The sequence below is a fragment of the Alistipes sp. genome (genome assembly GCF_020026455.1).
Lineage (GTDB): Bacteria > Bacteroidota > Bacteroidia > Bacteroidales > Rikenellaceae > Alistipes.
This window is the reverse complement of the sequence record NZ_JAHHQJ010000007.1, coordinates 97869-114934: the sequence shown is the minus strand read 5'-3', so window position 1 is coordinate 114934 and position 17066 is coordinate 97869. Positions and strand designations below refer to the sequence as shown.

Here is a 17066-nt window from a genome sequence, read left to right as displayed (position 1 = left end):
ATCGGTTTTTGGTTGGTTTGCATGTCCTGTTCGGATTCTATCCTTTCACAAATATAAAAATATTTCCGACAGATTGTAATCTTTTCGGGAAAAATTATTTTAGATCCTAATCGTTTTGCCCTTCGCACACCATGCCTTTGTTCGAGCGTCCGTCGATGCAGACCCACAGCGGGCGCTCGAAACGCACCTGCCTCAGGTAGGTTCCGTCGTACAGCGCCTGCCGGGCGTCGAGCTCCGTTTCGCGGAAGAGCCCGTCGCCGCGGAAGGGGTTGATCGTCAGATAGCCCACGCCCAACGAAGTGACGTTCTGGAAGAAGTGCGTGCCCTGTGACGGCTCCACGTCGAACTTCGCGATGCCGCATTCGACGATCACCTTGGCCTCGGAGATGTGGTTCCACTTGACCGGCACCCCGAGGAACGGGTCCGAGGAGCCCCAGCGGCCGGGGCCCACGAGGATGTAGGGCCGTCCCTGATCGCGCATGCTGCCGTTGAGCGTCAGCAGCTCTTCGGCAATCTTCTCGGTCGCCAGCGAGTCGAAGGCCTCTGATTTCACATAGATGATGTCGGCTATGTCGGTCATCTGCCCGATGCCGAGGGCCTGTTCGCCGTAGATCAGCGCCCGGGAGGTGTCGACCTCGTTCCAGTCGATGGCCCGGTTGTCCTGGTTGTCGATGATCGGACGGATCTGCAGCAGGTTGAAAACCTGTCGCTGTCCGGGCGCCACGTCCATGTTGACGGCAAATTCCACCTCCACGGGACAGCGCATCTCCTCGGCGCCCATCTGCAGGATGTCGGAGATGATCTCGGCCAGCGGGAAGGTGTTGTACTTGAGGATGTTGTTGAACGTTATGACCTTGCGACCGCGGTCGAACGGGCTGTCGGAGATGCGTTCGTTCTCGCGGTCCCAGACCGAGCAGACGAATTTCGAGTTGCGGAAGCCGCCGATCTGGGTCAGGCTCAGCCGGTGCAGGTTCACCGCGTCGTTGATCGACGTGCGGAACTCCTCGGGACGGAGGCTCAGGGCGAGCACTTCGCTTTGTGTGTCGCGCAGCGCCAGCTCGGGCGTCGAGGTCTGGAGCACCTTCTGCGGGTAGCGGGGCGAGAAGCGCAGCGTGCGTCCTCCGTCCACGACCAGTTTGCCCAGCCCCATGGCGATGTTGCAGACGCCGTCCTCCGGGCGTTCGTCGCCGATGGGGTAGTAGTTGATTGAGCGGGCCACGCCCGAACAGGTGGGGAAGAACAGCCCGTCCTGCTCCGTGCCGCACACCTCCTGAATGATCACGGCCATCTTCTCCTCCGAGATGAGGTTCTGCGACGACTGGATGTAGGCCCTCGACGTCGCGAAATAGACCGAGGCGTAGACGCTTTTGACCGCTTTGAGCAGCAGGCGCAGCATCTGGTCCTCGTTGTCGACATAGGGGATCATGTAGGTCGAGTAGATGCCGGCGAAAGGCTGGTAGTGCGAGTCTTCGAGTTTCGACGACGAGCGGATGGCCAGCGGCGTGCGCACGGTGCGGATGTAGCTTTTCAGCGCCTCGCGCAGCCGGAACGGGAGCACCGAACTGACGAATTCCGAGAGGATCTCCTCGTCGGAAAAATCCTGCGAGATGATGTATTTCAGTCCGTTGTGTTGGATGAAGTCGTCGAAGAACTCCGTGGCGATGACCACCGACCGCGGGATCATGATGCGCACGTTTTCGTGCTTGTCGTACTGGCGGTGCTTCATGAGCATCGAGTTCATGAACGCCAGGCCGCGGGCCTTGCCGCCGAGCGAACCCTCGCCGATGCGCGCGAAGGCCACGGCGTCGGAGTAGGTCTCGGTGTCGAAACGCGCCACGACGCCCTGTCCGAGCAGTGTGCGGTAGTCGCGGATGAGCCCGACCAGCACGAGGCGGTGCTCTTCGACCGACGAGAAGTGGCTCTTGTTATACTGGCGGATCGACGCCGCCAGCGGGAACAGTCCCCGCGAATAGAGCCATTTCGATAGGTGGTTCTGCGAGGTGTGGTATTCGAACGCCCGGTCGGGGATCGTGGCGATCATCTGCTGCATCTGCGTCAGGTCCTTTGCGCGGCCGATCTCTGCCCCCGTGTCCGGGTCCTTGAAGACGAAGTCTCCGAAGGCGAATTCCACGGCGATGTAGTCGTGCAGCTGCGAGAGCAGCGTCTTGGAGTTCTTGGCGATGAATCCCGCACCCAGCTCCGCGGCCTGTTTGCCGAAAGCTACCTGCGACGACTGCAACAGAACGGGCATCAGCGGGTTGTCCTCGCGGATGCGGCGGCACAGGTCGATCCCGGCGTCGAGTTTCTCGCTCTCGGGCGGGTCGTTGCGGTGGATCACAAAGCCCACGTCGGAGATCACGCCCAGCAGGTTTTTCTTGTAACGTTCGTACAGCTCCACGGCCTCCTCGTAGCAGCGGGCCAGCAGGATTTTCGGCCGGGCGCGCTTGCGCAGCACCTGCTGCTGCTCGTTGAAGGCATCCTTCAGAAATTCGGTGTTCTGCAGCAGCAGCAGTTTGTAGATCTCCGGCAGATAGGTGGAATAGAAGCGGATCGAGTCCTCGACGAGCAGGATGGCCTGCACGCCCCCTTCGCGGATGTCCTCGTCTGCGTTCATCTTGTCCTCGATCAGCTTGATGATGGCGATGATCAGTTCCGTGTTGCCGTGCCACGAGAAGATGTAGTCGAGGCCCGATCGGTCCTGCTCCTCGATGCGGCGGTAGATATCCTTCGAAAAGGAGGTCAGCAGCGCCACGGGGGTATTCGGGTGCCGCTCCTTGACGATCTTGGCGAACGAGAAGACGTCGGGTTCGCCGACGTTGTACATCGTGAGGATGAAATCGAACGAATCGTCCCGATCGAGCGCCTCGAGCGCTTCGGCGGTCGAACTGACGCGCGTCAGCGACGGCGGGTTCGACATGTTGAGGTCGATGTACTCCTGGTTGATCTGCGACTCAATGCGTCCGTCCTCCTCCAGAATGTAGCCGTCGTAGCTGCAGCATACGAGCAGGATTTTGTGGATCCGGTATTTCATGAAGCTGTAGGGGAGTTTGTTCCCGTCGGGCATGTATTGTTCCAGGCTTTTGTTCATCGATTGCGCGTTTTGTTCGGTCTCTGTGTTGAGGTGCTGTTTTCCGGTTCGGATCCGCGTTTGCGCCGCCGTGGGTGTCGTTTGCGGGCCTTGCCGGCCGCCGAATCCCTGCCTCGGCGGGACTTCGGCGGCGCGGAATGGAAAGTATCCGGTTCCGAAAACAAAAATAAGGAAAAAATTGTTACCTTTGAAATCGGAAACGCTGAAAATAACCGCAAGACAAGATGAACAAGGTGAAATATAGCCTGCAGGAGGTCACCACTTCCGCCCTGGAGCGCGAGTGGCTGGATCTTCCGAAACGAATCTATAAGGGAAACCGCAACTGGGTCTGCCCGCTGGACGTGGATGTCCTCAAGGTTTTCGATCCGTCACAGAACGAACTTTTCGCCGACGGCGAGGCCATTCGCTGGGTGGCACGCAATGCGCGGGGCGAGGTCGTCGGCCGCATCGCGGCGTTCTACAACCGGGAGAAGGCCGCCCTCGAAGAGCAGCCGACGGGCGGTTGCGGGTTCTTCGAGTCGATCGATGAACAGCAGGTCGCCGACATGCTCTTCGACGCTTCGCGCATGTGGCTCGCCAGCCGCGGCATGGAGGCCATGGACGGCCCGATCAATTTCGGGCAGCGCCGCGACTGGTGGGGGCTGCTGGTCGGGGGTTACGAATTCCAGCCGCTCTACAAGAATCCCTACAATCCGCCCTACTACAGGGATCTGTTCGAAAACTACGGGTTCAAGAACTACTTCAACCAGCACAGCTTTATCTGGCGGGTGAACGATTCGGAGGCCAACAAGCAGATTTTCGCCCGTGCCGAGCGGCTCTACACCGTGCCGGGTTACCGGGTCGAGAACATCGACATGAACAATCTGGAGGAGGCGGCCGAGAGTTTCCGCGTCATATACAACAAGGCGTGGGCCCTGTTCTCGGGAGTCAAACCGATGACGCAGGAGGAGGCGCTGGCGATGGTCCGGGAGATGAAGCCGATCATCGACCCCAACATCATTTTCTTCGCCTATTTCAACGAGGAGCCGATCGGTTTTTTCATCACCATTCCCGACCTGAACCGCCTGATCGGCAAATTCAACGGCAAATTCGGCTTGTGGCAGAAGCTGTGGCTGATGTGGGATCTGAAGGTGCGCAAGTCGTGCGACCGCATTTTCGGGCTCATTTTCGGCATCACGCCGGAGTTCCACGGCAAGGGCGTCGAATCGGCCATCATGGTCAAGTACTGGCAGTTCCTCGAACGGACGAAAAATCCCTACAAGTCGATGGAGCTGGCCTGGATCGGCGATTTCAATCCCGTGATGAACCGCATGATCGAGACCTACGTCTGCGCTGCGCGCCACAAGGTGCACACCACCTACCGTTACCTGTTCGACCGCACGAAGGAGTTCCACCGCTGTCCGCGCCTGGGGGTCAAACGCCGTTCGGAGTAATCAGCCGTCCCGCTGCTTCCCCTTCCGGCGGGAGATTTCGGAGCCGGGGAGCGGGATTTTAAATACATGAAGCCAGCATCAAACACTCGATACATATGAAAACCACCGTATTCACCAAGTACCACATCGCCGCGGGTGCCAAGATGGCCGAATTCGCGGGATACAACATGCCCATCGAATTTACGGGCATCACCGACGAACACATGGCCGTGCGCAACGGCGCCGGGGTCTTCGACGTGAGCCACATGGGCGAAATCTGGGTCAAGGGCCCCCGGGCGCTCGATCTGCTGCAGCGCATCACGACCAACGACGTTTCGAAACTTTTCGACGGCAAGGTGCAGTATACCTGCATGCCCAACGGGCGCGGGGGTATTGTCGACGACGTCCTGGTTTACCGGATCGACGCCGAAACCTACATGCTCTGCGTCAATGCCGCCAATATCGACAAGGACTGGGAGCATATCTGCTCCGAGGGGAAGGCCTTCGGCATGGAGGCCGGTCACGGCAAGGAACTTTACAATGCTTCGGACGAAATCTGCCAGCTGGCCGTGCAGGGACCGCTGGCCATGAAGATCGTGCAGAAAATGTGTGCCGAGCCGGTGGAGGAGATGGAGTATTATACCTTTAGGAAAATGCCCGTCGCCGGGTGCGACGCCATCCTCTCGATCACGGGTTATACGGGTTCGGGCGGTTGCGAGATTTACATCGCCAACGAAGACGGCGACAAACTCTGGAAGGCCCTCTGGGAGGCCGGCGAGGAGTTCGGGCTGAAGAACATCGGCCTCGGCGCGCGCGATACCCTGCGTCTGGAAAAGGGCTTCTGCCTCTACGGCAACGACATCGACGACACGACGTCGCCGCTCGAAGCCGGACTGGGGTGGATCACCAAATTCGCCGAAGGCAAGGACTTCATCGACCGTGCCGCAATGGAGCGTCTCAAGGCCGAGGGCGTGGGACGCAAACTGGTGGGTCTGAAAATGGTCGAGCGGGGTATTCCGCGCCACGGCTACACGATCGCCGCGCCGGACGGAACCGCGATCGGTCATGTCACTTCGGGGACCATGTCCCCCTGTCTGAAAGTCGGCGTGGCGCTGGGCTATGTCGAGGCGGCCCATGCCAAACCGGGCACGGAAATCGCAGTGGTCATCCGCGAGAAACCCGTGAAGGCCGAAGTGGTGAAGATTCCGTTCGTATAAATACAAACCGTAAGTGATTTATTCTATGAAAGCGAAATACCTCGGGCTGGATCTTTCCAGCCCCATCGTAGTCAGCAGTTCGCCCTACACTGCCTCGATCGGCAATGTCGAACAGTGTGTTCGCAACGGTGCGGGCGCCGTGGTGCTGAAATCAATTTTCGAGGAGCAGATCTACCGCCAGGCTGCCTCGCTCGACCGCATGGAAGGTTACGGCGATGCCGGGGAATACCTCGAGCGCTATCTGGGTGAAGCCTATAAGGCGGAGTTGCTGAAGCTGGTCTCCGATGCCGCCGGGACGGGTGTTCCCGTCATCGGCAGCATCAACTGTGCCGGTGCGGGCGACGCGTGGATCGAATATGCCGCGGCCATGCAGCAGGCAGGAGCTTCGGCCCTGGAGCTGAACATCTTCCTGCTTCCGACGGATCGTCTCGCCGCGGCGCAGGAGATCGAGAGCCATTATGCCGAGATCGTGCGCAAGGTCGTCGCCGCGGTGAAGATCCCCGTGTCGGTGAAGCTGCCGATGCGGCTTACGAACGTGCTGTCGGTCGGCGATGTGCTGTTGGGCCGCGGGGCCTGCGGATTGGTGCTCTACAACCGCTTTTTCGAACCGGATATCGACATTGAGAAGATGAGCCTGGTGAACGGCAATCCGTTCAGCGAGCCGAGCGAACTGCGCAACGTGCTGCGCAGTACGGCGCTGTGCGCCCACGCGCTCCCGCAGTTGGATATCGCCGTTTCGACCGGTGTCCACGACGGGGCTGCAGCGGTCAAGTCACTGCTCTGCGGCGCGGCGGCGGTGCAGGTCTGCACGGCGATCCACAAACACGGCTACGAGGTGATCGGGGAGATGAACCGCTTCATCGACGCGTGGGCAGCCCGTCAGGGTTTCGAGTCGCTCGACGAATTCCGCGGACGCATGGATTACGGCTCCTCAAAGGGCGATTTCTACCAGCGGGTACAGTATATGAAGTATTTCCCGCTCGATCGCGAGTAGACTTCGCATCGCTTTGTTCCTGAATCCCGGATGCCGGCAAGTGGCGTCCGGGATTTTTTGCGAGCGGTGTCCGACGGCGGCTGTTTGGCGAACCGTTCCGAAGGCGGGATCTTTTGCAAACGGCTCTGAAGATGGGCCGTTTTGCGAGCCGCTCCGACGTCGGGGTATTTTGTGAGCGGCTCCCGAGACAGATCGTTTTGCGAGCTGCTCCGACGGCGGGTTCCTGTTTCCCGCATCTACCCGGGGCTACCCGGCCTTTGCGAGGCTGTCTACTCGCCGGTCTGCGAGTCGAATGCGGCGTTGAACATCTTCCGCAGCCGTTGCGGGTCGCGAATCACGCCGCGCAGTTCTTCGAGGCGCCTGGCATTTTCCGATTCCGCAATCCAGAGCCGCAGGTAGCCGCCTTCGGCGTATTTCTGCTGCAAATGGGCAAGGCAACGGGCATAGTGCCCTTCGCGGTCCAGTTCCGGGTAGTGCGCCAGCCCGTACTGCACAGTGCGGCGGATGATCGTTTCGGGGTCGATTGCCCGGTCGGCCTCGGCCACGATCCGGCCGTAAATGGTGCGGGGTTCGCCTTGAGATGAGGCACGGTGGTCCTCCACGGCGTCGCGCATCATGGCGATCTGTTCTTCGCCGAACCAGCGGCGCAGTTGGGCGTCGCCCGCAAGAATGCGCCCGGCATCGATGTGGTGCCGTTCGCGGCCGTAGGCGAGACCCGTGTCGTGGTAGGCGGCTACGGTGTAGACCATGTCGGCGTCCACGTCGTAATGTGCGGCCAGCTCAAGGCTCCGCGCAATGACCGTCCGGACGTGGTCCGTGCTGTGTGCGGCGTCGAAATCTTCGTATCGGGGGATGATTTCCCGCTCGATGTATTCTTCGAGCTCCCTGTTCATGGATGTAAAGGTATGAAAAAGTTTCTGAATCCCCCGTTTCCGGCGCTGAGGCTCTCCTTTCGGTCGCGCCGCCGAGGCATGTACGTATGAAAAGTCCCTCCTTGTCAGGGGAGGGACTTGGGGTTGTCGGGCGCCGCCTGGGCGCTCTCGGGACATGAGGGCTATTTCGCGTAGGAAACGGCCCGTGTCTCGCGGATGACGGTGATCTTCACCTGACCCGGGTAGGTCATTTCGTCCTGGATCTTCTTGGCTATGTCGTGCGAGAGGCTCTCTGACTCCTGGTCCGAGAGCTTGTCGGCACCGACGATCACGCGCAGTTCGCGGCCGGCCTGAATGGCGTAGGTTTTCATCACTCCGGGGTACGAGAGGGCAATGTCCTCCATCTCCTTCAGACGCTTGATGTAGCTCTCCACCACTTCGCGGCGTGCTCCGGGGCGTGCTCCCGAGATGGCGTCGCAGACCTGGATGATCGGGGCGATGAGCGAGGTCATCTCCACCTCATCGTGGTGGGCGCCGATGGCGTTGCAGACCTCGGGTTTCTCCTTGAACTTCTCGGCGAGTTTCATGCCGATGATTGCGTGCGGCAGTTCCGGTTCGTCATCGGGCACCTTGCCGATGTCGTGCAGCAGGCCTGCCCGGCGGGCGATCTTGGGGTTGAGCCCCAGCTCCGAGGCCATGATGCCTGCGAGGTTCGCCGTTTCACGGGCATGCTGCAGCAGGTTCTGTCCGTAGGACGAGCGGTATTTCATCTTGCCGATCATGCGGATCAACTCGGGGTGGAGTCCGTGGATTCCCAGGTCGATCGTCGTGCGCTTGCCGACCTCGACGATCTCCTCCTCGATCTGCTTCTGGACCTTGGCCACAACCTCCTCGATGCGTGCGGGGTGTATGCGGCCGTCGGTGACGAGCTGGTGCAGGGCCAGGCGGGCGATTTCGCGGCGTACGGGGTCGAAGCCCGAGAGGATGATGGCCTCGGGGGTGTCGTCGACAATGATCTCGATGCCGGTTGCGGCCTCCAGGGCGCGGATGTTGCGGCCCTCGCGGCCGATGATGCGGCCTTTGACCTCGTCGCTCTCGATGTTGAACACCGTCACGGCATTTTCGATGGCCGTTTCGGTCGCCACGCGCTGGATCGACGCTACGATGATCCGCTTGGCTTCTTTCGTGGCGGTCAGCTTGGCCTCTTCGACCGTTTCGTTGATGTAGGCAGCGGCTTCGGTCTTGGCCTCGGCCTTCATGTTCTCGATCAGGATGTTCTTGGCCTCCTCGGAACTCATGCCCGAGATCTGCTCCAGACGCGTGTTCTGTTCGCGCTGCATCTGGTCGACTTCCTCCTTCTTGTGTTCGAGGATCTGCAGCTGGTTCCGCATCTGCTCTTTCAGGCGGTCGTTCTCGCGGAGTTTGTTTTCCAGTTCACGCTGCTGGTTCTGCAGGTTCTGCTCGATCTGCTTGGCGCGCTGCTCGCTCTGGGCGATTTTCTGGTTGCGCTCGTTGACCTGACGGTCGTATTCGCTCTTGAGCTGTATGAACTTTTCCTTTGCCTGAAGGATACGCTCCTTCTTGATCATCTCTCCCTCGGCTTCAGCTTCCTTGACGGCGGCTTCGCGTCGCTTGCGGATCGACGTCTTGACCACGAGGTTCGTAATGACCGCGTAGATTGCAACGGCGACCACGGCAGAGATCGAGGCAGCCAAAATGATACTGCTATGCATGGGTCTTTGTTTGTTTTTAGTTATTAATTAGGGTTTTTGACTGTAGTCATAAAAAAACCGCATAGGATTCCTTACTCTTGTTTGACGAATCTGCCGATCAGTCATGTGTGGGGGCTCCGACAATCGCAATCTTCCAACGGTACGCCGTAACGTACTCCCCGTGAGGGTAGTAAGGCCTGATTTTGAAATGCCTTGAGTTGCCCCAATTTAAATAATGTTCAGTTTCGCAAAGCTATAAGGAATCTATGCGGGTAGATTCTTTGTATGTAAAAGAACGTTTTTCGTTCGATGCGTCTCGCTTCTTTCGGTTTCCCGTCTTCCTCGACCTTTCCCGGGTTTTCCTTTCCCTCGGGATCCCTTGATTTTCTTGGGTTTCCCGCGGCCGGTCTTTTCGGGGTCCTCTCGTTCACGGACTCCCTCGGTCCTTCCTTGGTTTCCCTCGGTTCTCCTTCGGCCGGTCTTTCCGGGACCCTCTCGTTCACGCACTCCCTCGGTCATCCCTTGGGCGGCCTCCGGACGGGTTACTTTTTCGGGTCGTTCAGATACGCATCTATTTCCGTGCCGATTTTTTCGAGCTGTCGGAGATCTTCGTCATCCACCTCCCGGCTCTGCCGCATTCCGACATTCGCGATGGCGAATTTCAGCGCGGTCATCGACAGATAGTCCTGGTCGTTCCAGTTCTTGATATTCTGTTGTTTTATCAGTGCGAGGTAGCTGTTCACCTCCCGTTCGGCAAGCCGGTACATCTCCTCCTTCCCGCTCTCGATGTTGAACGGATAGCTTTTGCCTGCTATTTTGAGGGTTATTGCCTGCTTTGCCATTTTTTTCGTTTCGTTTATTTCTTCGTCCTCTTCTTCGGCCTTCCGGCCCAGTCTTCGGCCCTCGGTCTCCAGTTCGGGTTTTTTCCCCCCCCCGGTTCAGCTCTCCCCGGCGCCTTTTCTTCGGACCGTTTATTCGGCCTTCTGCGTCGTCGGGGCCTCCAGTGGCTGTCCCAGCAGCGCGATGCACTTGTCCACCTCCCGCATAAGACGGTTGACGCGCGCCCGCGCTTTTTCCCGGTTCCGACCTCCGCCCGCAAGCCCTTCGGTCAACTGCATGCGTGCCAGGTCGGAGTCCAACTCCCGGACGCGCTCTTCGAGCGAGCGTTTCTCGGAGCGGAGCGTGTCGCGCTGCGCAGTCAGCTCCGCACAGAGGGCCGACAGCCTTTTGTGGTCGTCGATCAACTGCCGCACACGGGCTTCGATGTTCGTTATCACGCTTTTGTCGGCCATGGCCTTCGGGTAAATTCCGGATTGCCTTTCAGCGGCGGAAAAAGTCCGTGCGGTTCCAAAACCAAGCAACCTGCGCACCGGTAAAACTCTCCGACCTGTCAAGGGTGTCGTTCCGACATCAAAGGTACGTAAAAGAACGCTAAAAAGCAAATAATATTTCAAGAGGCTGTTTCGTTTGCCTGCAATGTTTCCGGTCGCCGCCCCCGGCCTCTACTTGCCTGCGACCCTGCCGTAGAGATCGTAGTCGGCGGCCGAGGTGATCTCCACCTTGTAGAAATGCCCGCGCAGCAGGCGGCGCTCAGAGGCCGGAATCAGGATCTCCTGATCCACCTCGGGCGAGTCGTACTGCGTGCGGCCGACATACCAGTCGCCCTGACGCGAGTCGACGATCACCCGTTCGGTGCTCCCCACGCGGTGGCGGTTGTTTTCGAGCGATATTTCGTTCTGCAGCGCCATGATGCGCTCCACGCGTTGCTGCTTGATCGTCTCGGGGATGTCGTCGCGGAGATTCCCGGCCGACCAGGTCCCCTCCTCCTCCGAGTAGGGAAAGACTCCCAGCCGATCGAATCCCACCTCGCGCACGAAGTCCAGCAGTTCTTCGAAATCGGCCTCCGTCTCGCCCGGATAACCCACCAGCAGCGTCGTGCGCAGCGCCAGATCGGGGATCGTCCGGCGCAGACGGCCGATCAGCTCCAGAGCTTCGGCTTTGGTGTGGCGGCGGTGCATCGATGCGAGCTGTGCGTCGGAAATGTGCTGGAAGGGAATGTCGAGGTATTTGCAGATTTTCGGCTCCGAAGCCATCGTTTCGATCACATCGTCGGGGAATCCGGCGGGGTAGGCGTAGTGGAGCCGGATCCATTCGATGCCGTCGATGCGGCACAGGCGGCGCAACAGCTCGGCGAGCATCCGCCGGCCGTAGAGGTCGATGCCGTAGTAGGTCGTGTCCTGCGCAATGACCATCAACTCCCGGACACCCTGCCCGGCCAGTTTGCGGGCCTCCTCCTCCAGCTCCTCCATCGGGACGGAGACGTGGCTGCCGCGGATGAGCGGGATGGCACAATAGCCGCATTTCCAGTTGCAGCCTTCCGAAATCTTTAGATAGGCATAGTGCTTCGGGGTCGTCAGGTGGCGTTCGGTGGCCAGCGCCGGGTCCTCCGAGGCCCCCAATGCGCGGACGATGCCGTCCCACGAACGTGCGCCGAAATAGTCGTCCACCTCGGGAATCTCGGCCCGCAGCTCGTCGGCATAGCGTTCCGAGAGGCATCCTACGACGAATAGCCGCTCGATTTTCCCGGCCTGCTTGGCCGCCGCGGCGCGGAGGATCATGTCGATCGACTCCTGCTTGGCGTCGCCGATGAATCCGCAGGTGTTGATCACCACGACCTTGGCGTCCGTGCGGTCGCTGTCGAAGAGGATCTCGTAGCCTGCGGCGGCGAGCCGGGCCATCAGATGTTCGCTGTCGACCGTGTTTTTCGAACAGCCGAGTGTTATGACGTTAATTTTTTTCATTGCCGAACAACGCGTTGACGAACTCCTTTCGGTTGAAGATGCGCAGCTGGTCGATGCCTTCGCCGATGCCGATGTAGCGCACCGGAATGTGGAACTGGTCGCTGATGCCGATCACCACGCCGCCCTTGGCCGTGCCGTCGAGCTTGGTGATGGTGAGCGAGGTGACCTGCGTGGCCTGCGTGAACTGCTTCGCCTGCTCGAAGGCGTTCTGACCCGTCGATCCGTCGAGCACGAGCATCACCTCGTGCGGCGCTCCGGGGATCACTTTGCCCATGACGTTGCGGATTTTCGTCAGCTCGTTCATCAGGTTGATCTTGTTGTGCAGACGTCCGGCCGTGTCGATCAGCACCACGTCGGCGGCGTTGGCCTTGGCCGAGGTGAGCGTGTCGAAGGCCACCGATGCGGGGTCGGAGCCCATTTGCTGGCGGATCATCGTCGCCCCGGCACGGTCGGCCCACACCTGCAGCTGGTCGATGGCCGCCGCGCGGAACGTGTCCGCCGCGCCGATCCAGACCTTCCGGCCGGCCTTGCCGAGCTGTGCCGCCAGCTTGCCGATGGTCGTGGTCTTGCCGGCGCCGTTGACGCCCACGACCATCACCACATAGGGCTCTCCCTCGGCGGCGTCCAGCCCGAAATGTGCCGACGATCCGTGTGCCTCCTCCATCAGTGTCGCGATCTCCTCGCGCAGGATCGACTGCAGCTCCGAGGCATTCATATACTTGTCCCGGGCCACGCGCTCCTCGATGCGGCGAATGATCTTCACGGTCGTCTCCACGCCCACGTCCGACGAGATGAGCACCTCCTCGAGGTCGTCGAGCACCTCGGTGTCGATCGTCGACCGCCCCGCCACGGCCCGCGCCAGTTTGGAGAACAGACCCGTTTTGGTCTTTTCGAGCCCGGCGGAGAGTTCCTCCTGCTGTTTTTGCACCTGCTCCCCGGAGGGCGGTGTATCCTGTTTCCTTTTGAAAATATCGAAAAATGCCATGTCTTATGGATTTTAATCCTTTGCAAAGATACGAAAAATGCAGGACGCTACCAAAATCGGAGCGGGCACTTCGTCAAAATGTTCCGCCCTCCGAACGAGCCGCTGCGGCGCCGGGGCGGCGAACCGGCGGAATGGAGCCGGCCCCGTCCCGCTTCCGGACCGAAAAAGAGGTTCCGATCGCTAAAAGTGCCGTCACGAAGCCGCAGATGACACGAAAATTTGAAAAAAAGCGTTATATTTGTCGTATATACCTGTATTGATAATGATGAAACGAACCATTCTGTTGTTGCTCGCAGCGCTGTGCTGCGCGCTGACGGCCTCCGCTCAGGATCTGATCGTCAAGACCGATGCCGCGAAGATCGAAGCCAAAGTGCTCGAAATCACACCCGAAGCGGTGCGCTACAAGCGTTTTTCGAACCCCGACGGTCCGACCTACGTGCTCCCCGTTGCGCAGATCCTCTACATTCAGTATGCCAACGGCGAAAAGGAGTATTACACCAAAACCGTCCCCGCGATACCGCTGACTCCGGCAACCCCGGCCGCTTCCGAGACTCCGGCCACTCCGGCAACCCCGGCCGCTTCCGAGACCCCGGCCACTCCGGCCGCTTCGGCCGTGCCGGCTGTTCCGGGCGGGCAGTATGTGCTCAAACAATACGAAATCGGCGAACTCTACGACCGGGACGGCGTCCGGGGTGTGATCTGCCATCTTTCGGACGATCGTCAGCACGGACTGGTCGTCTCGCTCGATGAAATCTACCTCCACTGGAGCGAGTTCCGCAAACCGGACCTGCGCCTTGCGGGTGCCGACAACCGCACCGACGGGATGGCGAACATGGAGCTGGTGGCTCAGTACATCGCAGCGAACAATCTTTCGTGGGACGATTTCCCGGCATTCAAATGGTGCCGCGACAAGGGTGAAGGCTGGTATCTTCCGGCCATTGACGAACTGCTGTCCATCGGCCACAACTACAACGGCGGCTCGCGCGTGCAGAACAACCGCCAGGCGCGCAACAAGTTCAACGATGCGCTCAAGGGTGCCGGCGGCGAGCGCATGGACCGTCTGGTCTACTATTTCTCCTCGACCGAGATGGACGAGAAGAACGCCTACACGAGCCATATGGCCATCGAGCCGCCCTATGTGATCGAGATTCCGAAATACAACAAGTTCCTCGTGCGCGCCGTGCACAAGTTCTGATTTTCTTTGTCATGCATTCCCAGGAGCGAATAAATCTTTTCGTCGCTTTCGACGAGAGCTATGCGCAGCATGGCTGCGTGATGCTGGTTTCCATGCTGGAGAACAATCCGGACCAGGCAATTGACTGTTATATATTGACCGATGGCCTTTCGGAGAAGAGTCGGGGCCGGCTTGCCTCGGTGGCCGGGCGGCATGCGGATTGTCGGTTGGACTTCCGGGTTATCGACGACGCCGCTTTTCGGGGGCTGAAACTTAACATTCCCCATATTTCGCGGCATACTTATTATAGATACGCCATTGCTGAACTCTTTCCGCAGGTGGACAAAGCCCTCTATCTGGATACCGATCTGGTTGTACAAGGGAGTCTTGAGGAGTTGTGGAATATGGAACTTGGCGACTTCTTGTGTGCAGGTGTGTGTGATCGGTGGATCGAGCGAATCCATTACAAACCGGAGATCGGGTTTGAACAGGACGAATTATACATCAATGCCGGCGTGCTGTTGCTCAATTTGGCGGCAATGCGTCGGGAGAAACTTTTCGACAGGCTGTGCGACACAACGCGACAAATGGAGGACCGTATTCGGTTCCAGGATCAGGATGTGATCAATATTGTCTGTCGAGGACGGATCCTCGAACTGCCCGATCGGTTCAATTTCACCACGGAGCATGTCCGCGATTATCCTGAACGGAGCTCCGAAGCCGTCATTGTCCACTATACCGGGGCCCGCAAACCATGGTCGTCGACTCTCTGCCCCAATGCGTTGAAAGGTCTTTATTATCATTATCTGACCCGGACGCCGTATCGGTCGGTTTGTTTCGGACTGCAACTGTGTCAGGCGATGCAGAAGGTACTTCCGGCTTTCCTGCGGAAAAAACCGTCGGGCCCCAAACCGTTGCGGGTTGCCTTGATCGTCGACGAGTTCTTCGGCGGTGGCGGTACGGCTTTCGGTGGCATTGGATTCCTCGCGCGTAATTACATCGCCAAATATATTCCCTGCGATGACATCCGGATCGACGTTTTGATTGGGCGGCATCACGGACTGTCGGCAGCCTCCCGCATCCGCGTGGACGATGTGTTTCTTTACCGCTTGCCGGGGCGTCATTTCATCGCCCGCTGGCTGAAGCGCAAGCGCTATGATCTCTACTTCTCTCCCGAGATGACCTGGGATATGCTCAGTTACGAGGGTAAAAGCCATACGCCGCTGCTGTTCTGGGTTCAGGACCCGAGGCCTTGGACCGATTGGCTGGAGATTCAGACTGTGGGGATGTATCCCGAGACATGCTACTGGAAGACCAGTATTTATGAATCCGTGCATCGGCTTTACGCTCAGGGGCGGGTGTCGTTCGTCTCCCAAGGGCGCTACCTTGCCGACAAGGCCCGTATTCTCTACCGTCTCGCCGAGAAGACCCCCGTTGCGTATTTACCCAACCCGATCGACGTGGAGACGGGCTTTGATCCCGAAACGTGTGTCAAGCGTGATGAAGTGGTTTTCGTCGGACGCATCGCTTCGGTCAAACGGGCGTGGCTGTTCTGCGAGATTGCCCGGCGTATGCCCGAATACGAGTTTTATTTGGTGGGTCAGGCTCAACTCGAGAAGGAGCGTAACGAGGCGATCATGGCTCCCTATCGCACCGGTATTCCCAACCTCCATTTTGTGGGCCACCTTGAGGGCGAGGCGAAATTTCGCCGCATTCGTGAGGCGAAAATTCTGATCAATACGTCTATCCACGAGGCGCTGCCCGTGACGTTCCTTGAGGCGCTGGCCTGCGGCACGTTGCTGGTGAGTTGCCAAGACCCGGACGGGATGACCTCGCGTTTTGGAATCTATATAGGGCCGGTACTCGGTGACGGATTTGACAAGGTTGACCTGTTTGTCGATGCGGTCCGTACGCTGATGGGGGACGAGGCGCGGCGCAAAGAGCTTTCCGTCGCGGCGTGCGAATACGTGAAGACCGTGCACGGTGTTGGGGAGTTCATTCGTAATACCCGCCGTCTGATCCGGGAGACCGTGCGGCGGTAGCAATTATTCCGGTCATAAAAAACACAAAGGGCATCCCGAAAGATGCCCTTTGTATTTAAGAGTTCTGCTCTTAAAATACTTATTTCTTCTCCTCGAAGAAAGCCTTTACCTGGTCGTTGGCGATGATTCCTTCCTTGAACATGTAGGAACCGGTCTTGTCCGATTTGACCATCTTGATGCACTTGGTGAACTGCTTACCCGTGCCGGTTTTCAGTGTTGCGACTACTTTCTTTGCCATAGAGCTTCTTTGCTATTTGATTTCACGGTGAACGGTAACCCGCTTGAGGAAAGGATTGTACTTCTTACGCTCCAGACGATCGGGGGTGTTTTTCTTGTTCTTGGTGGTGATGTAACGGGACATTCCCGCAACGCCGCTCTCTTTCTGTTCGGTGCACTCGAGGATGACCTGAACTCTGTTGCCTTTCTTTGCCATTTGTTACTCGTTGTTTTTAGTACACGCTTTTGGGTGCGGCAGCATCGCGCAGAGCGGCTGCAAGCCCTTTCTTGTTGATTGTTTTCATGCCGGCGGCGGATACCTTCAGGGTAATCCAGCGACCCTCCTGCTCGGACCAGAAGCGCTTGGTTTTCAGATTGGGGCTGAATTTGCGCTTGGTCTTGTGGTGCGAGTGCGAGACGTTATTGCCCACGATCGCCACCTTGCCTGTGATTTCGCAAACTTTCATTGTTTGATTATTTTTGGTTAAAACCCGATTAAGGGAGTGCAAATATACAATCTTTTCGGCAAATAGCAAAAGCGGGCCTCTTTTTT

General features: G+C 58.7%; 15 protein-coding genes. 5 read left to right on the top strand and 10 right to left on the bottom strand.

The window, feature by feature from the left end:
- Nucleotides 1-106: 106 nt before the first annotated feature.
- Complete coding sequence (locus tag QZ460_RS05845) at nt 107-3088, bottom strand: PEP/pyruvate-binding domain-containing protein (protein ID WP_290540639.1); 2982 nt, start codon at nt 3086-3088, stop codon at nt 107-109.
- Nucleotides 3089-3312: 224 nt separating this feature from the next.
- Here QZ460_RS05845 and QZ460_RS05840 point away from each other — a divergent pair, with 224 nt between their 5' ends.
- The 3 genes from QZ460_RS05840 to QZ460_RS05830 all read left to right on the top strand — a co-directional run bounded on the left by QZ460_RS05840 (nt 3313) and on the right by QZ460_RS05830 (nt 6711).
- Nucleotides 3313-4521, top strand: coding sequence for a hypothetical protein (locus tag QZ460_RS05840; protein ID WP_290540638.1), 1209 nt, complete (start codon nt 3313-3315; stop codon nt 4519-4521).
- A gap of 95 nt (nt 4522-4616) precedes the next feature.
- Nucleotides 4617-5717 (top strand): glycine cleavage system aminomethyltransferase GcvT, encoded by a 1101-nt coding sequence (gene gcvT, locus QZ460_RS05835; RefSeq protein WP_290540637.1) that lies wholly within the window; start codon nt 4617-4619, stop codon nt 5715-5717.
- A gap of 25 nt (nt 5718-5742) precedes the next feature.
- Nucleotides 5743-6711, top strand: coding sequence for a dihydroorotate dehydrogenase-like protein (locus tag QZ460_RS05830; RefSeq protein WP_290540636.1), 969 nt, complete (start codon nt 5743-5745; stop codon nt 6709-6711).
- 269 nt (nt 6712-6980) lie between these two features.
- Here the strand turns inward: QZ460_RS05830 and QZ460_RS05825 are convergent, their stop codons facing one another.
- The 6 genes from QZ460_RS05825 to ftsY form a co-directional block, all read right to left on the bottom strand.
- Nucleotides 6981-7604, bottom strand: coding sequence for an HD domain-containing protein (locus tag QZ460_RS05825; RefSeq protein WP_290540635.1), 624 nt, complete (start codon nt 7602-7604; stop codon nt 6981-6983).
- 161 nt (nt 7605-7765) lie between these two features.
- Nucleotides 7766-9316, bottom strand: a complete 1551-nt coding sequence (rny, locus tag QZ460_RS05820) for a ribonuclease Y (RefSeq protein ID WP_290540634.1) — start codon at nt 9314-9316, stop codon at nt 7766-7768.
- Nucleotides 9317-9837: 521 nt separating this feature from the next.
- The gene (locus tag QZ460_RS05815; RefSeq protein WP_015547271.1) at nt 9838-10137 is read right to left on the bottom strand and encodes a cell division protein ZapA; all 300 of its coding nucleotides are present in this window, start codon (nt 10135-10137) and stop codon (nt 9838-9840) included.
- 129 nt (nt 10138-10266) lie between these two features.
- Nucleotides 10267-10587, bottom strand: a complete 321-nt coding sequence (locus QZ460_RS05810; RefSeq protein ID WP_290540633.1) for a hypothetical protein — start codon at nt 10585-10587, stop codon at nt 10267-10269.
- Between the two features lie 210 nt (nt 10588-10797).
- Nucleotides 10798-12096 carry a 30S ribosomal protein S12 methylthiotransferase RimO gene (rimO, locus tag QZ460_RS05805; RefSeq protein WP_290540632.1) on the bottom strand — a complete coding sequence of 433 codons (1299 nt, stop codon included), beginning with the start codon at nt 12094-12096 and terminating at the stop codon, nt 10798-10800.
- Nucleotides 12083-13081, bottom strand: coding sequence for a signal recognition particle-docking protein FtsY (gene ftsY / locus QZ460_RS05800; protein WP_290540631.1), 999 nt, complete (start codon nt 13079-13081; stop codon nt 12083-12085). The genes rimO and ftsY overlap by 14 nt, the downstream gene beginning before the upstream one ends.
- Before the next feature lie 265 nt (nt 13082-13346).
- On the opposite strand from ftsY, the gene QZ460_RS05795 reads away from it, so the two are divergent.
- Both QZ460_RS05795 and QZ460_RS05790 read left to right on the top strand, forming a co-directional pair.
- Nucleotides 13347-14276: a hypothetical protein gene (locus QZ460_RS05795; protein WP_290540630.1), complete on the top strand. Its 930-nt coding sequence runs from the start codon at nt 13347-13349 to the stop codon at nt 14274-14276.
- 11 nt (nt 14277-14287) lie between these two features.
- The gene (locus QZ460_RS05790) at nt 14288-16297 is read left to right on the top strand and encodes a glycosyltransferase (RefSeq protein WP_290540629.1); all 2010 of its coding nucleotides are present in this window, start codon (nt 14288-14290) and stop codon (nt 16295-16297) included.
- Between the two features lie 79 nt (nt 16298-16376).
- Here the strand turns inward: QZ460_RS05790 and QZ460_RS05785 are convergent, their stop codons facing one another.
- From QZ460_RS05785 to rpmB, 3 genes are read right to left on the bottom strand one after another with little or no spacing between them, the layout of a single operon-like run.
- Entirely contained in the window at nt 16377-16535 is a 159-nt protein-coding gene (locus tag QZ460_RS05785) for a DUF4295 domain-containing protein (protein WP_290540628.1), read from the bottom strand.
- A 12-nt stretch (nt 16536-16547) separates the two neighbouring features.
- Entirely contained in the window at nt 16548-16730 is a 183-nt protein-coding gene (rpmG, locus tag QZ460_RS05780; protein ID WP_015547264.1) for a 50S ribosomal protein L33, read from the bottom strand.
- Between the two features lie 16 nt (nt 16731-16746).
- The gene (gene rpmB, locus QZ460_RS05775) at nt 16747-16980 is read right to left on the bottom strand and encodes a 50S ribosomal protein L28 (protein ID WP_290540627.1); all 234 of its coding nucleotides are present in this window, start codon (nt 16978-16980) and stop codon (nt 16747-16749) included.
- Nucleotides 16981-17066 lie beyond the last annotated feature (86 nt).

What these genes read in the sequence shown, in the direction of transcription:
- QZ460_RS05810 (WP_290540633.1), bottom strand. Translation starts at nt 10,587, where the DNA reads ATGGCCGACAAAAGCGTGATAACGAACATCGAAGCCCGTGTGCGGCAG.
- rny (WP_290540634.1), bottom strand. Translation starts at nt 9,316, where the DNA reads ATGCATAGCAGTATCATTTTGGCTGCCTCGATCTCTGCCGTGGTCGCC.
- rpmB (WP_290540627.1), bottom strand. Translation starts at nt 16,980, where the DNA reads ATGAAAGTTTGCGAAATCACAGGCAAGGTGGCGATCGTGGGCAATAAC.
- QZ460_RS05790 (WP_290540629.1), top strand. Translation starts at nt 14,288, where the DNA reads ATGCATTCCCAGGAGCGAATAAATCTTTTCGTCGCTTTCGACGAGAGC.
- QZ460_RS05785 (WP_290540628.1), bottom strand. Translation starts at nt 16,535, where the DNA reads ATGGCAAAGAAAGTAGTCGCAACACTGAAAACCGGCACGGGTAAGCAG.
- gcvT (WP_290540637.1), top strand. Translation starts at nt 4,617, where the DNA reads ATGAAAACCACCGTATTCACCAAGTACCACATCGCCGCGGGTGCCAAG.
- rimO (WP_290540632.1), bottom strand. Translation starts at nt 12,096, where the DNA reads ATGAAAAAAATTAACGTCATAACACTCGGCTGTTCGAAAAACACGGTC.
- QZ460_RS05840 (WP_290540638.1), top strand. Translation starts at nt 3,313, where the DNA reads ATGAACAAGGTGAAATATAGCCTGCAGGAGGTCACCACTTCCGCCCTG.
- ftsY (WP_290540631.1), bottom strand. Translation starts at nt 13,081, where the DNA reads ATGGCATTTTTCGATATTTTCAAAAGGAAACAGGATACACCGCCCTCC.
- rpmG (WP_015547264.1), bottom strand. Translation starts at nt 16,730, where the DNA reads ATGGCAAAGAAAGGCAACAGAGTTCAGGTCATCCTCGAGTGCACCGAA.
- QZ460_RS05815 (WP_015547271.1), bottom strand. Translation starts at nt 10,137, where the DNA reads ATGGCAAAGCAGGCAATAACCCTCAAAATAGCAGGCAAAAGCTATCCG.
- QZ460_RS05795 (WP_290540630.1), top strand. Translation starts at nt 13,347, where the DNA reads ATGAAACGAACCATTCTGTTGTTGCTCGCAGCGCTGTGCTGCGCGCTG.
- QZ460_RS05825 (WP_290540635.1), bottom strand. Translation starts at nt 7,604, where the DNA reads ATGAACAGGGAGCTCGAAGAATACATCGAGCGGGAAATCATCCCCCGA.
- QZ460_RS05845 (WP_290540639.1), bottom strand. Translation starts at nt 3,088, where the DNA reads ATGAACAAAAGCCTGGAACAATACATGCCCGACGGGAACAAACTCCCC.
- QZ460_RS05830 (WP_290540636.1), top strand. Translation starts at nt 5,743, where the DNA reads ATGAAAGCGAAATACCTCGGGCTGGATCTTTCCAGCCCCATCGTAGTC.